This window comes from Fusobacterium ulcerans ATCC 49185, assembly GCF_900683735.1.
GTDB lineage: Bacteria > Fusobacteriota > Fusobacteriia > Fusobacteriales > Fusobacteriaceae > Fusobacterium_A > Fusobacterium_A ulcerans_A.
Genome location: NZ_LR215979.1, coordinates 2274451 through 2288894 on the forward strand (window position 1 = coordinate 2274451; position 14444 = coordinate 2288894).

Annotated in this window: 12 protein-coding genes; 1 reads left to right on the forward strand and 11 read right to left on the reverse strand. The window is 31.2% G+C overall.

Features of this window, described 5'->3' with window-relative positions; genetic code table 11:
* Window positions 1-74 precede the first annotated feature (74 nt).
* The 11 genes from E0E45_RS10205 to E0E45_RS10255 form a co-directional block, all read right to left on the reverse strand.
* The gene (locus E0E45_RS10205; RefSeq protein ID WP_005981264.1) at window positions 75-374 is read right to left on the reverse strand and encodes a hypothetical protein; all 300 of its coding nucleotides are present in this window, start codon (window positions 372-374) and stop codon (window positions 75-77) included.
* A gap of 1 nt (window position 375) precedes the next feature.
* Window positions 376-1728, reverse strand: a complete 1353-nt coding sequence (locus E0E45_RS10210; protein WP_130891064.1) for an acyclic terpene utilization AtuA family protein — start codon at window positions 1726-1728, stop codon at window positions 376-378.
* Window positions 1729-1747: 19 nt separating this feature from the next.
* Window positions 1748-3028 (reverse strand): CitMHS family transporter, encoded by a 1281-nt coding sequence (locus E0E45_RS10215; protein WP_130891065.1) that lies wholly within the window; start codon window positions 3026-3028, stop codon window positions 1748-1750.
* A 317-nt stretch (window positions 3029-3345) separates the two neighbouring features.
* Window positions 3346-4686 (reverse strand): sigma-54 interaction domain-containing protein, encoded by a 1341-nt coding sequence (locus E0E45_RS10220; RefSeq protein WP_130891066.1) that lies wholly within the window; start codon window positions 4684-4686, stop codon window positions 3346-3348.
* 1 nt (window position 4687) lies between these two features.
* Window positions 4688-5485, reverse strand: coding sequence for a 5'-nucleotidase, lipoprotein e(P4) family (locus E0E45_RS10225; RefSeq protein WP_130891067.1), 798 nt, complete (start codon window positions 5483-5485; stop codon window positions 4688-4690).
* A 146-nt stretch (window positions 5486-5631) separates the two neighbouring features.
* Window positions 5632-7257: a Na/Pi cotransporter family protein gene (locus tag E0E45_RS10230; RefSeq protein WP_130891068.1), complete on the reverse strand. Its 1626-nt coding sequence runs from the start codon at window positions 7255-7257 to the stop codon at window positions 5632-5634.
* Between the two features lie 654 nt (window positions 7258-7911).
* The gene (locus tag E0E45_RS10235; RefSeq protein ID WP_130891069.1) at window positions 7912-9231 is read right to left on the reverse strand and encodes a TRAP transporter large permease subunit; all 1320 of its coding nucleotides are present in this window, start codon (window positions 9229-9231) and stop codon (window positions 7912-7914) included.
* Between the two features lie 2 nt (window positions 9232-9233).
* Window positions 9234-10856, reverse strand: coding sequence for an N-acyl-D-amino-acid deacylase family protein (locus E0E45_RS10240; RefSeq protein WP_130891070.1), 1623 nt, complete (start codon window positions 10854-10856; stop codon window positions 9234-9236).
* Between the two features lie 9 nt (window positions 10857-10865).
* On the reverse strand, window positions 10866-11519 hold the full coding sequence (locus E0E45_RS10245; protein ID WP_130891071.1) for a hypothetical protein: 654 nt from the start codon (window positions 11517-11519) through the stop codon (window positions 10866-10868).
* Window positions 11520-11532: 13 nt separating this feature from the next.
* Complete coding sequence (locus E0E45_RS10250) at window positions 11533-12252, reverse strand: DUF5058 family protein (protein WP_197730055.1); 720 nt, start codon at window positions 12250-12252, stop codon at window positions 11533-11535.
* A gap of 171 nt (window positions 12253-12423) precedes the next feature.
* On the reverse strand, window positions 12424-13728 hold the full coding sequence (locus E0E45_RS10255; protein ID WP_130891072.1) for a winged helix-turn-helix transcriptional regulator: 1305 nt from the start codon (window positions 13726-13728) through the stop codon (window positions 12424-12426).
* Window positions 13729-14198: 470 nt separating this feature from the next.
* Here E0E45_RS10255 and E0E45_RS10260 point away from each other — a divergent pair, with 470 nt between their 5' ends.
* Window positions 14199-14441 (forward strand): transposase zinc-binding domain-containing protein, encoded by a 243-nt coding sequence (locus E0E45_RS10260; protein ID WP_130889764.1) that lies wholly within the window; start codon window positions 14199-14201, stop codon window positions 14439-14441.
* Window positions 14442-14444: the final 3 nt, after the last annotated feature.

The following is a 14444-nucleotide window of genomic DNA, read 5'->3' on the forward strand; positions in this document are numbered from 1 at the left end:
AGTAGAAAGGTTCTAAAATTTACTTTATCTTTCTAATTAGCCTCTTTTTCCCCTATGTTTTTATATAGCTTTTTTTAAATTTCCATCTCTAGCAGAGCTGAAGATAAACTTTTCCCATGTTTATCCAAAGCCAGAGATCTTGTTACTCCCCCACCTAAAGCTTCATCCATGACAAAGTTTAAAGCCCCTAAATTTGGTATTTCATATCTAACTACTTCTCCATGTACTATATCTTTAAAATATTCTTTTACTTTCTCAGCAGTTACTTTTTCACGAATTAATTCATAATCTTTTTCATCATAAACTATAAGAGAAATATTTGAAATATTTCCTTTATCTCCTGTTCTTGAATGAGCTATATCTAATAATTTCATTTTAAACCTCCTCATACATAACTTCGACTTTTATATCTTCTCTAGGAACAAATATAGAACATATTGAAACTACTTCACTTACGCTCTTAGTTACTCCTCCGCCACCAGATGGTCCATTAGTATAAAGAGTTTCTACTTCATTTACTATTTTAGTTGCTTCTGCTTTATTTGCTGTTCTTCCTGCTACTCTCAATCTTACTTCACCTAAAGTAGATGGATCACATAATTTTCTTCCAATAGTATCTCCATAAAGAGAATTTACTCCTAAAAGATCTATTTTCAATTCTTCAAATTTTACTCCTGTATACTCTAATCTTTTCTTAACTACTTCTCCTGCAAGAGCTGCTTTGGCATAAGCAGTTGAACCTCCATAGCTGATTCCAGCATCTCCTATAAAGCAATCTCTATATCCAATACTTACTTTTAAAGTTTTTGGTTTTTCTTTTCCTGTTGCTCCAGTTAGTAATACTTTATCTTCTCCTATTTCTTTTAATGAAATAGTTGTAAAATCAGCTACTCCATCAGGAGTTAAGTAATTTGCTGGGTCATGTATTTCATATATAAGCTGTTCTTTACAAGTGTGAGTAGTTACAAGTCCACCAGTTGTTTCAGTTTTTGTAATTACTACTTCACCATTCTCACTTACTTCAGCAATAGGGAATCCTACATTCCATAGATCTTTTACTTCATTGTATCCAGGTACTGCAAAATATCCTCCACATACCTGAGCTCCACATTCAAGAAGATGTCCTATCATAATCCCTTTTCCAATTAAATCAGCATTATTTACATCCCAACCAAATTCATAAATCAATGGAGCCATGAATATTGCAGGGTCAGCACAACGACCTGTAACTACTATATCTGCTCCATTTTTCAATGCCTCTACTATTCCATCAGCACCTAAATATACATTTGCAGATATTAATTTATCTTCTAGATTTTTTAAAGGCATACCTAATTCTAATATATCACGATCAAGGTATTTTCCAAGATGTTCAGATATATCATCTCCAATTACTGCTGCTAATTTAAGATTTTTTATTCCCATAGATTCTGCCATTGATTTAATTTTTTTGATAGCACTCAATGGATTAGCAGCTCCCATGTTAGTTATTACTTTTATTTTTTTCTCTGAGCATATAGGAAGTATTTTCTCAAATCTATATTCAAGCAGACCATTATATCCCTTGTTTGGATCTTTTAATTTTTCCTGTTGAGCTATTGCTATTGTTCTTTCTGCAAGACATTCAAAAACTATATAGTCAATATTTCCATTGAGCATTAAATCTACAGCTGGCTCTATTCTATCTCCAGCATAACCTGCTCCTGAACCTATTCTTACTTTTTTCATTTTAACCTCCTGAAGTTAATTATCTATATAAAGCACCTGTTACTATTGCTACTATAAGCATTACTATTGTAGTTAAAAACGCATATGGAATTGTTTTCTTTTGATGTTCTCCAAGTTCTACTCCTGTCAATCCAACCAAAAGGAAAGTTGACGCTGTAAGAGGACTTACTGGGAATCCAGTCGTCATTTGTCCTAATATAGCCGCTCTTCCAACTGCTATTGCTGAACTTCCAAATTCTTGAGCTGTACTTGCAAGAACTGGTAGTACTCCAAAGTAGAATGAATCTGGATCAAACAGTAAGCTTGCTGGCATACTTATTACTCCTGTAATAACTGCCATATAACTTCCCAATGATTTAGGAATTGTTTTTACTATAACTGTAGACATCTCTGTTATCATTCCAGAATTTTGCATAATTCCAATAAATGCACCTGCTGCAAATAATATACTCGCCATCATAAGAGCTGCTTTTGCATGAGCATCCACTCTTTCTTTCTGCTCTTTTACAGAAGGAAAGTTTATTACTATTGAGATACAGAAAGCAATCATAAATACAACTGTTGGAGATAATTTTCCTGATACAAGAACTACTATTGCAACTATTATCGTCAAAATATTTACAATAAAGTTTCTGCTTTCTTTCTTTTCTCCCAGATTCTCTGTATCAATATTTATATTTTCTATATTTCCAATTCTAACTTTTTCATCTCTTCCTAATTTAAAAGCTACAAAAAGAACAAATAATATTCCTGCTAAAACAGGTATAAGTAAAGGATTAAAAAGTTCTGTTACTGGTATTTTTAAAGAAGTTGCTGCTCTGATTGTAGGTCCTCCCCATGGAAGGATATTCATTACCCCTGCTCCTAGTGCTACTATTGTAGCAAGAGTAGTTTTTCTCATTCCTAAAGCTTCATATAGAGGAAGCATTGCTGGAACTGTTACCAGAAATGTTACTGCTCCTGAACCGTCAAGATGTACTATCATAGCTAGTATTGCTGTTCCTATTGCTATTCTTATTGGGTCTTTACCAACAATTTTTAAAATTTTATCAATTATCGGCTGGAAAGTTCCTGCATCTGTAAGAATCCCAAAGAATAAGATTGCAAAGATAAACATAGTTCCAGTTGGAGCTATTGATTTTACCCCATCATTAATATATTTTCCAATATTTAACCCATGTCCTCCTATAAGTGCTGTTATTACAGGCACAGATATAAGTGCTACTAATGGAGACATTTTTTTCAACATTATTACTGCTAATAGTACAATGATCGTTATAAATCCTAAAGCCGCTACCATATTTTCCTCCCTTAATTTTATTAATATTTATTTTCGTCTGACATTTTCTTTGTTAAAATATAAAGCAAATCCTATGCCATAGTAAATATTTTTTAATTGCCTTGATTTATCAGGGTTCAGAAAATTTAAAATAAATTTTATATAAAAAAAATTCTAATTTTTTAGAAATAAAAATGTGAATGACTTTTAAGCAGAAATATAATCTAGCTTTTTGATCATTCACATTGACAATTTTACAACTTAATAATTCTTAAATACATGTTTCTAATTTTTTAGAAATAATTACTGTTCTATTTCTAGTTTTTTAGAAACAAACATTATCTTTCCAGTTTATTATATAATGTAGCAAGAGATATATTCAAAGCTTTAGCTGTTTTTTTCTTCCCCTCTACACTGTCACCATATATCTCTATTACTTTTTTCAAATAATTCTGCTCTGCTTTCCTTACTATTTCACTAAGAGGGAGGATATTTTCATTCTCATTTATATCATTCTTTATAGTTATTGGAAGATGTTCAGCTTTTATTTCATTTCCTTCAGCCATATTAAATGTAAATTCAACAATATTTTTTAATTCTCTTATATTTCCTGGCCAGTCATATTCTTTTAATACTTTCAAAGCATTTTCATTTAATCTTACTTCTTTCCTATATTTCATTGAAAGATCACAGAGAAATTTTTCTGCTATTGCTTTTATATCATTCTTTTTCTCTCTCAATGGAGGTATAGACATAGGCATTATTGCAATTCTATAATAAAGATCTCTCCTGAAAGTGTTCTCTTCTATCATTTGTTCCAGATTTTTATTAGTAGCACAAATCAGTCTTACATCTATTGGTATTTCTTTTGATCCACCAATTTTTCTTATACTTTTTTCCTGAAGCACTCTAAGAAGTTTTCCCTGCAGTCCATATTCAAGTTCTCCTATCTCATCTAAAAACAGAGTTCCTCCCTGGGCAAGTTGGAACAACCCAGTCTTACCATTTTTCTTCGCTCCTGTGAAAGACCCCTCTTCATAACCAAAAAGTTCACTCTCTATTAAATTTTTCTCAAAAGAAGCACAATTTACAGGAATAAACGGAAAATCTTTTCTTGGACTGAAATTATGAATAGCACTTGCATAAAGTTCTTTTCCAGTTCCACTTTCCCCTGTTATCAATACATTAGAATCAGCCAGAGCTATTCTCTTTGCAAATTCTTTTACTTCCATACTTTTTTCATCTACAGCTATAATATCATCAAAACTGTATTTCCCATTTCCTAATGTTTTTACATGCTCTTTTAAATTTTGAATTATTATTTTTGAAAGATTTAATTTTTCTGTAAGCTTATAAATATCTATCAGTTCATTAAGAAGAGATATTCCCCCTATAACCTTTCCATTTTCATAAATAGGCACCATATTTACAAGATATTCTACTTCTCCCATCTTTCTGTGAGCTCCCAGTTCCATTTTTTCATCTTTTACAACATCTGTAAGGCGGCTTCCAGGACGTACTTCAGAAAGATATTTTCCTATTATATTTTTTTCTTCTACTTTTGTTATTCTTGTATATGCAGGATTTATGTATCTTACTATCCCTTCTTTATCTACTATAAGTATTCCATCATAAAGTGAATCAAATACAAGTTTTGCATGCCCTGTTATTTTTATCATATTATTCTCCATTCCATATTTTTAAACTTTTGTATCTTAACTCAAGTTTCTCCTCTGGAGTCTTTTTCCAATAATCCTTATATAGTCCTCCCTCCCAATCTCCATACATTGGATTTGGAAAAACTATATATTTAACTCCATATTCAGCCTTATTTTTATCCACATGTTTTATTCTTTCCTCATTGCCTTTTTTCCTAATTTCAGAATCAAAATCATCTAAGTTATCCCCTAAAAGCATTACTATTTCATATCCACTTTTTTCTATTTGCTTTCTTCTTTTTGCTTTATCTGATGTTTCTTTTACCAGTAAAAGAGTTTCTTCTGTAACTTCTGGAAATCCTAAAGCTATGAGATTTTCCTTTATAGCATCAAATTCCTTATGAGAACGATTAGATATATAAAACATCTTGCCACCATTTTCATTTACATATTTTGAAAATTCAACAGCTCCTGGTATAGCTTCTGCTTCCTTTGCTTGAGCCCATTTGTGCCATGCATCTGAACTGTATGTCACCCCATTTTCTATCTGCCACCCTGCCATTTTTCCATTATCTACCAATGTTTCATCGAGATCAGACACCACTGCCTTTTTCTTTCCATCTTTTGCTTTTATATTATCAAAAGATAATTTTGCTGTATTAAAAGTCTGATACACTAATGCTCTATATTCTCCTGACTTCTGCATCCAAAGAGTTGCAAGCACCATTTGATCAACAAGTCTTCCATTCATATCCTTTTTTAACTCTTCTCCAAATAAAAGGCTTGTAACTATAAATAGACCCAAAATTATTTTTTTCAATTTTATGCCCCCATTTTTATATATTTTCTATATCAATTATACTATAAGAATCTATTATTTCAAGAATACATTTTTTTAATCCTAATAAAAAAGAATGACTGAAAGCTAAATTTTACTTTAAGTCATTCTACCTATTTAAATTTATTTTAGATACTGTATACCTCTATAATATTAAAGATATGATCTCTTACTCTTCTGTAATGATTTAAAATATCCATATAACTTGTAGTAAGCATAGCTATTGGATTTTCCTGTCCACCATCTTGAAGATGTATCTGTTTTGCCTTTCTATATTTTTCAGTTATTTTGTTAGCTTTGGTTATAGCTTTCACAAGTATATCTCTATTTTTTAAAGCATAAGCTGTATTTACATTTCTAAATAGTTCTCTTGTATCTTCATTAAATTCCTTCAATGTACTTTTTTCTTCATCAGTAAGGCTTATAGAGTTGTCCTGGAGTTTTTTAAGCGAATTAGTTACTCTCATGAGATAATCACTGATAGTTTCATATTCATCACACACTTCCAGATTATTTCTAGTATCCATTTTCATTTTATCAGTTATATTCTTATTCAATATCACAAAGTTTGCATCTGTTATTTCTTTCTGAAAAAGGTCTAGATCATTTTCTATTTTTCTCATTTGAGCTACTTTTTCCTCAGTTATAAATTCATCATTTATATAAATATTATCTAGAGCTCCAAACATTTCTTCAATATATTTTCCCATTGTAAGTATTTCTGTCTTTGTCTGCCCTACAACCACGCTTGGAGTTTTAAGCATAAGAAAATCAATTTTAGTAACTCTTTCATCTTTTTTTCCATCATCTTTTACTATTTTAGTTAAAAGGTCAGCCATAACCCCTATAAAAGGAGTAAATATTATCACATTAGTCACATTAAACATTGTATGAGCTGTGGCTATTGCCATAGTTATATTGGCCTCTGGACTTCCAAAATTTGAAAGAAATTTTAAATAATATGGAAAGACTGCTGTTACCCATATAACTCCCAAAGTATTTATAATAGTATGAGCATAAGCAGCTCTCTTAGCATTTACATTTGCATTTAATGTTGCGAGTATAGCAGTTATTGTAGTTCCAACATTTTCTCCAAGAACTAAAGCAACAGCTGTTGGATAATCAATAAGTCCTTGAACTGCAAGAGTTATTGTAATACCCAGTGTAGCAGATGATGATTGAACAACAGCAGTTATCAATGCCCCAATTGCTGCAACTTTTATTACTCCAAAATATGTATCAGCAGAGAACATATGAAACATACTCACAAATTCTGGCATACTTCTAATAGGTTTCAATCCATTGCTCATTAATTGAAGTCCTAAAAAAATCATTCCAAGCCCCATAAAAGTAAGAGCTTTTGTTTTTGCCCTATCTCCTTTTAAAAACATATATAATATAGCTCCTGCCCCAACAATTGGCAGCCCATATTTCCCTATATTCAATACAAGTATCCATCCTGTTATTGTAGTTCCTATATTAGCTCCAAATATTACTCCAAGTGCCTGTTTAAGCGTCAGTAATGAAGCATTTACGAATCCGATTGTCATAACTGTACTTACAGATGATGATTGAACCAACATAGTTACTCCCATTCCCATAAGTATGGCCATAATTCTGTTTGTTGTTAATAATGCAAGTATTTTTTTTAATCTCTGTCCTGCTAATTTCTGCATTCCTGATGACATACTATCCATTCCATAAAGAAATATTCCCAATCCCCCAAGAACATTAAAAATGATATCTAAATACATTCTTCCTCCTAAGTTTTTATAAACATCTTCAACTGAAAAATATACTATCATTCTAATGTTATTCTATTGTTAATTCTATGTAAAAATTGTGTAAAAAAATATTATTTCCCCTTAAACCTTTGTTTTTCCTGGATTTAAAAAGAATATTTTTATTAAAATTTCTGTATTTTTTTTATATTCTGTTGTAAAAAATATGTGAATATATAAAAAATAGAATATTATCTCTTGGAATGCAGACCAAAGACTATAGATAATTTTAATCATCTACAGCCTGAGGCAACTTGTAGGTTGTCTTTTTTATTTTAAAATTAATCCAGACTTAATCTCCTACAATTTGTATATTTTTTCTACTACTTTCATTCCAGTACTGCTTTGTAGATGGATTTACTGCTGTGGGAAGAATAAAGATAGTTTTTTTCTTTCGATGTTTAGAAAATCAACATATGTTTGTGGATATATGTTTACTCTCACTGATTTTTATAGGGACTAGAAATGCTTTCTACACTCGACCTTTATGTGATTTTATAGAAGCTGTGACTCCAACTGTAGTATTCTACTTTGTATTTAACAAACACTTGAAAAAAAGAGACCAGAGATTAGTGAAAATTAATCTGCATGGTCTCTTTTTAGATTTAGTTTTTAGGAAGTAAATATTTAGAATAATTTCATTCCGACGAAAGACCAGATGAAAATATAGATAAGAACAACCATTGAAACTCCCCATCCTGCATAGAGCATCGCTTTGATATTATTTGATCTGGCAATTCCCATAGGACTAATCATATTAGTTCCTGGATAGATAGAACTTGTTATTCTTGAAGCTGCAATTAGAGCTATCGCCCACATTTCCATAGGGACATCTGTGACTTTTAAAGCTGGTAAAAACAGATCATGTGTTATCTGCATTTGAGCCACTGCTGCTCCATTTATTCCAAATGCACCAACTATACTTCCCACTATGACAAGAGTTGTCTTTCCTCCTTTATTTATTAATGGCATAAATAAATTACTTAATGCTTCAAATCCTCCACCAATGTTTATTAACTCCATAAAGACATTTAAGAATATGAAAAGTAAAAATAGTTTTGCCTGTTTTGATATTCCTATTCCTAACTCTTTAAAAGTATCATCTAAACCTAAACCTCCAGCTACTCCTATTATAGAAGAAAGAATTAGCATTACAATAATTGTATAGTTTGTTCCCTGTTTTGTAAGCAGTCCATATCCCACCATTACCATAAACGAGATACAAAATAGAGTAGTTGTTCTTTTTTGTTTTTGATTGGGAACAAATTTTTCTTCAAGCTCTTTAGTCAAATCATATTTTTCTTTTCCCCTTGTTTTTTTTTGTATTTTCAGAGCTAGAAAATATATTGAAATCAGCCAGATTATCCCAAAAGGTAAGGCGGCCCATATCATCATTTTGCTATATGATAATCCTGTTATAGCCAGTAAGGTTACTACTGGTCCTGTAAATGGTCCCCATATGAGCCCAGTTTCCCCTGAGGTTTGGAAAACAGCTCCAACTGTACTTGGAGTAAGACCAACAGCAGCTACAACTGGTATTAGAATGGGAGCTATTATAGAGCACCCACCAGCTAATGTTCCTAGCAGTCCACAAATCAGGACACATGAAAACATCACTGCTAAAATAGCCTTTTTTTCATTGTTTACCCCTATCTTATTTATTATCCAAGTGACCATAGTCTGACTGACTCCAGTTTTTGTCATTAGATGTCCTAAACCACTTCCCAGTATGATTATAAATCCAACTATTCCTAATGATGAACCCAATGATTTAGCAAATAATTTTCCTATTGATTCTGGACTTTGTCTTGTTATAAAATATCCAAAAATAATAGCAACTCCAGTAGCACCTGTACTGTTTTTTTCTTTAAATGCTAATATCAAATATACTATCATAGGAATCAATGCAATTAAAGAAGGCGGTTCAAATAAAATTTTTATATCCATAACTATTCACCTCTTTTTAAAACTACTCCTGAAAATTCTTTTGTTTCCTCATCATTTATAAGTGCTATTTTTCCATTAACTATTACTGTATCTATTCCTTTTGAATATTGTTTTGGATTGGCATAAGTTGCTCTATCTTCTATTTCTTCCAAGTCAATAATAGTTATATCAGCATAATAATCTTCTGCCAGAATACCCCTATTTTTTAATCCAAGACGATTGGCAGGCATAGAAGTCATTTTTTTGATTGCATCTTCTATTGAAAATAGATTCAAATCTCTTGCATATTTTGATATAACACGAGCATGACTTCCAAAAGCCCTTGGATGTGGTTTCCCTTGTGATAAAATTCCTGTTTCAGATAGACTCATAGCATCTGAACACACTATTGCTAAAGGATGTTTTATTATCTCTCTAACATCATTTTCTGACATACGTTTCAATATTACCTGTACTCTCCCTTTTTCCTTTTGTACTATGTCAAAAACTGTTTCCAATGGATCTTTTTTCCACATCTCTGCTATTTCTCTAATTGATTTTCCTTCTAATAAATGACTTTCTTCATTGAAAACAGATGCTATCACTACTTCATCCCATGAACCTAAAGTACTGATAGAATTCTGCCAGCCTTTGATTCCTGTCTTTATATCTTCACGCATCTGTTCTCTGATTTCTTTTTCCCTAAGTCTCTCTATCAGCTTCTCAACTCCTCCTTCAAATCCCCATGGAGGTAGTAGAGAAGAGAGTGAAGTTAGTCCAGCATCATATGGATATACATCGAAAGTCACATCCAATCCATCTGCCTGAGCTTTCTCTATTCTTTGTAATAATTGATCTGTTTTTCCCCTGTTTTTCAATCCAGCTATTTTCAAATGTGATATGTGTAAAGGAATCTCACTTTTTTCCGCTATAGTTATAGCTTCTTCTAAAGCCTCAAATATTCCGTCACTTTCTGTACGCATGTGGGTAGTATAATACCCATTATATTTTTTTACTTCCTTGCATAATTCTATTAGTTCTTCTGTACTGGTATAATCTCCTGGCAGATAAACTAACCCAGATGTGATAGCAAAAGTTCCAGCTTTCATACTTTCATTTACTATTTTTTTCATATTGTTTAATTGTTCATCTGTTGGAGCTGCCTTGGAGAAGTCCATTTCATTTATTCTCACTACCCCCTGAGCTAACAGAGGAATAATATTTACAGCAGGAGGAGTATTATCAATAAAATCGAAATATTCATCTAGAGTATTCCATGGTAATTTTAATTCCACAGGAATACTTCCTATCAGACGAGTAGCAAGATATTTTAGCAAATAATCTTTCTTTTCCTCAAAAATAGGTGCTACAGCTATACCACAGTTGCCTATTACTTCAGAAGTTACCCCATCTCTTATCTTGCTGCTGGCGCATCTGTCATATATCACTGATACATCTGAGTGTGTATGTATATCTATAAATCCTGGGCAAACCAGTTTGTTCTCAGCATCAATGATTTTTTCTGCATCCTCTTCTATTTTTCCTATTCTTATTATTTTATTTCCTTTAATTCCTATATCAGCTCTATATCTCTCTTTCCCTGTTCCATCAATTATTTTTCCATTTATGATTTTTATATCCAGCATAATTTCCTCCTAGTTATTATTTTTTTTGTTCATAACATAAACCAATCTGGCACTACTGATTCCTCCAATTACTGTACATAGAGTTACTATACCACTAGGTACTCCCAGTTTAGGTAGAACAAGGAAAATAAGTACAGTTAATATTATAGTAAGTATACCTATTTTTCTATCTTTAGACATCATGTCTATATATACTGCTGCAAATAGAGATGGTAATATATATGTAAATGAACTTAGAATAAATTTAGGAAGATAAGGCATTATCCCTGCTCCAATCAGAACAAATATACTAAGAAAACTGAATGTTATAAAATTTGAAGCTGCTACTCCCAATGTAGCTATAACATCTCCCTCTGGAGTTCCTCCTTCATACCCAGTTACCTTCTGTGCCATTCTGGCTGCTGGCATACGAATATCCCCAACAGATCCAGATAACCATGACATATATGTTCCCCCAGTTCCCAATACTCCAAAGTATGATAATGGTTGTACTATCCAGCTAACAAATCTGGCAGAAGCAACAAGTACAAACAGTGTTATGAATTTTGAAGGAAAAACGTGGTGTATTACTGCCAAATAAAGTACTGGAAAGAAGTTAAAAATAATTGCCAGTGATAAAGTGATGGTTCCTATTTTAATAGATGCTTTAGTAAAACTGCTCATAAATTTCCTCCCTTTAAAGATATAATTTTATTGCATTTGTTATCAGCATTCCACAGAGCATTGCAATTCCTAAGGAAATTTCTTGAATTCTCTGATTTTTTCCAAATAATTTTCCTAGAGCCAGCATTACAATTGCAGATATTACTGCTGCCAGTATATAGTAGTTCGGTTTTCCAATTATGTTGCTTGTCAATAGATATCCAAATACTCCCAATACAGAACCTTTCATCAATAGTTTTATCCATTTAGGGTCATATTTAGTATTTAATTTTTCAACCATAATTCCCATTTTTCCAGCACATAATAGTGCCATTATCATCCAGCCAACATTGTTTAATGCCATTGCCCATAGAGAATAACTGAATGCTTCTACTCCATAGCCTGCTGCTCCAGGCTCAACTCCAAATACACTGGCTCCTATAGATACCTGAGCAATTTCTGATCTTCCTGCTCCTACATCGTTGATACGCATCCAAGCATTAGGGGCTCCAACTACTGCTATTAAAGACATTAGTATTACTATTTGAGCCACAGTAGGACCTATGGAAGTCACCATTGCTGATCTGATTCCCTCTTTTATTTTCTGCTGATCCATTCCCAGATTCTTACTTTCTTTCAAACTTACTTTTACAAAGAGGACACTTTGAATTATAAGTACTAACATCATAAAACTGCATGCTATCCACATTCCATAGCTGTTCATTATTTCATTTAATTTCAATCCAGTTTCCATACATTTCCTCCATTTTTATATATTTTGTTACATTTTTAATTCGTTTTTTACAATATATCATAAAGACTTTTGACTGTATATTGTCTTAATATTGTCTTTAAGTGAATTTTATGAAATTTATATAAAAAAAGCTGAAAAATTCAGCAAGTATTTCACTAATTTTTCAGCTTTTTAATTAAAATTTATTTTTATTATTCTGCTTGGTCTTCCATATTGAGTTATAATATTTTTTCCTACAATTTCTATATATCCAGCATTTTCCAGCTTTTCAATTATTCTGTCCATGCTTCTTATTGATATCCCACATTTAGTTGCCAGCTCTTTAGAAGTAAAGTTTTTCTTTTGTTCTCTTTCTATGATATTATAGATTTGAAATATTTTATTTAGACTCACTTGAGATTCATCTGCTATTTTATAAAATCTTTTGTTTATCTCTAAAGAATCATCTGTATTATTGTATTTGATAGGACCATAGATTCTATTGCCACTGTATATAACATAGAGGATATTTTCACCTTTCTGTTTTGCTTTTTCCATGGCAATATTTGCATTATATTTAGCTTCTATTGCAGTTTCTCCATATCCTATTCCAATAGAGATAGAATTAAAAATCTGATTTTTTAAATTTTCAAAAAGTTCTATATTGTATAAATTATCTGTTTCAGACTCCAAAATTTCCTTAGTGGAGAAGAGTAGATAACTATCCTTTGATGGTTCTATTACGGCTGCCTGAATCTTTTGAGCAAAAAAATAAATCTGTTCTGATACTTTCATTTTATCTAAAATATATCTATATTCATTTTTATCATTGATTGAATACTCTTTTGGAATATTTATACAGATTGATAAAACAACTAACTGACTTTTTTGATTGATTTTTGCCTGATATTTTAGATATGCCTTTTTAAAGGACTCTCTTATGGTATTGTAAGTAGGAACTGCTACAATATGTGGTATTCCCTCTTTTTCTAACATTTTAGTAACTTTATACAATGCAGTTATACAACAACTTGTTTTTCCCTGCCTATAATTTGTCCTGTGAAATTCAAAAACCCTGTTATTATACTCTACATCTAGTATAGACTCATTGATTACCTGAATTTTTAAATCCTGAGCAAATCCTATTTCAGCGTATATTTCCTCCAGAACATCTTTAGAATATGTATCAAAACTTATATTTTTTATATCATATCCTCTTTCTATAACTTCCAGTAAAGCTCTTAGGAGTCTGTCACCATGTCGAGGGAATTTTTCCCAGATAGTCTCAGGTTGAATGTGTTGTAAGGCATATTTATAGCATAGCATTCCTGTGAACATCAAAACATCATATTTTTTTTGGATTTTTTCCAACATTTCAGGAACTTTTTTGTAATCATCATAAATAATATTGGTTATATTTATTTGGTCAAATTCTTTTTTTACAACCATATTTATTTTTTCTATGTATGATGAAGATGCAACTAATCCAACCTTCATTTTCCCCCCCTTTTTTTACTGTATTATAGCATGGGATTTATAGAAGTTAAAATAAAAAATCATCTCATAGAATCAGAAACAGGTTTGAAATCTAAAGATGGTTAGTCTTTTAATTATGTAAATTCATTTTAAATTTTGTTGTTAAATAGTTTTGGATGAAAGAAAAAAATTATGATTTTCTCTCTTCTTATTCCTTCAACATTATATGAATCTAAATTATCTATTGATAATGCATATTTAGGATAATTGTCATTTATATTTTTTAACGGATTTTATCCTTGGGCATTAGTAAAAGAAATAGATATTGAAAAAATAAAATCAGAAGATTTCAGTTTAGAAAAAACTTTAGAAGGAAAACATTATTAATAATTTATAATAAAAAAAGCTGAGTAACATTTAAAAAAATGTTTTACTCAGCTCTCTTTTTTGTATAATATAGTTACCACCCTAATTATACAAAGGAGACATACATGCAAATCAAACATATTATCTCTAAAATCAATATAACAAATCTTTTAGGTAAAATCAAGAAATATTTTAAAAATGAGCATTTTGAGGATGTTAAACAGACTATTCAAAAATTCTTAGCTTGTTCTATTGATAAATCTTTTCTCTCTCTTCAATGCCCTAATTGTCATGATGCGCATAAAATTAAAGTTACTTGTAAATCTAGATTTTGTCCTTCCTGCGGTAAACGTTATTCTGCTGTTTGAACT

Coding starts and splice junctions, on each gene's coding strand:
- E0E45_RS10205 (WP_005981264.1), bottom strand. CDS start 374: ATGAAATTATTAGATATAGCTCATTCAAGAACAGGAGATAAAGGAAAT.
- E0E45_RS10210 (WP_130891064.1), bottom strand. CDS start 1,728: ATGAAAAAAGTAAGAATAGGTTCAGGAGCAGGTTATGCTGGAGATAGA.
- E0E45_RS10215 (WP_130891065.1), bottom strand. CDS start 3,028: ATGGTAGCGGCTTTAGGATTTATAACGATCATTGTACTATTAGCAGTA.
- E0E45_RS10220 (WP_130891066.1), bottom strand. CDS start 4,686: ATGATAAAAATAACAGGGCATGCAAAACTTGTATTTGATTCACTTTAT.
- E0E45_RS10230 (WP_130891068.1), bottom strand. CDS start 7,257: ATGTATTTAGATATCATTTTTAATGTTCTTGGGGGATTGGGAATATTT.
- E0E45_RS10235 (WP_130891069.1), bottom strand. CDS start 9,231: ATGGATATAAAAATTTTATTTGAACCGCCTTCTTTAATTGCATTGATT.
- E0E45_RS10240 (WP_130891070.1), bottom strand. CDS start 10,856: ATGCTGGATATAAAAATCATAAATGGAAAAATAATTGATGGAACAGGG.
- E0E45_RS10245 (WP_130891071.1), bottom strand. CDS start 11,519: ATGAGCAGTTTTACTAAAGCATCTATTAAAATAGGAACCATCACTTTA.
- E0E45_RS10250 (WP_197730055.1), bottom strand. CDS start 12,252: ATGGAAACTGGATTGAAATTAAATGAAATAATGAACAGCTATGGAATG.
- E0E45_RS10255 (WP_130891072.1), bottom strand. CDS start 13,728: ATGAAGGTTGGATTAGTTGCATCTTCATCATACATAGAAAAAATAAAT.
- E0E45_RS10260 (WP_130889764.1), top strand. CDS start 14,199: ATGCAAATCAAACATATTATCTCTAAAATCAATATAACAAATCTTTTA.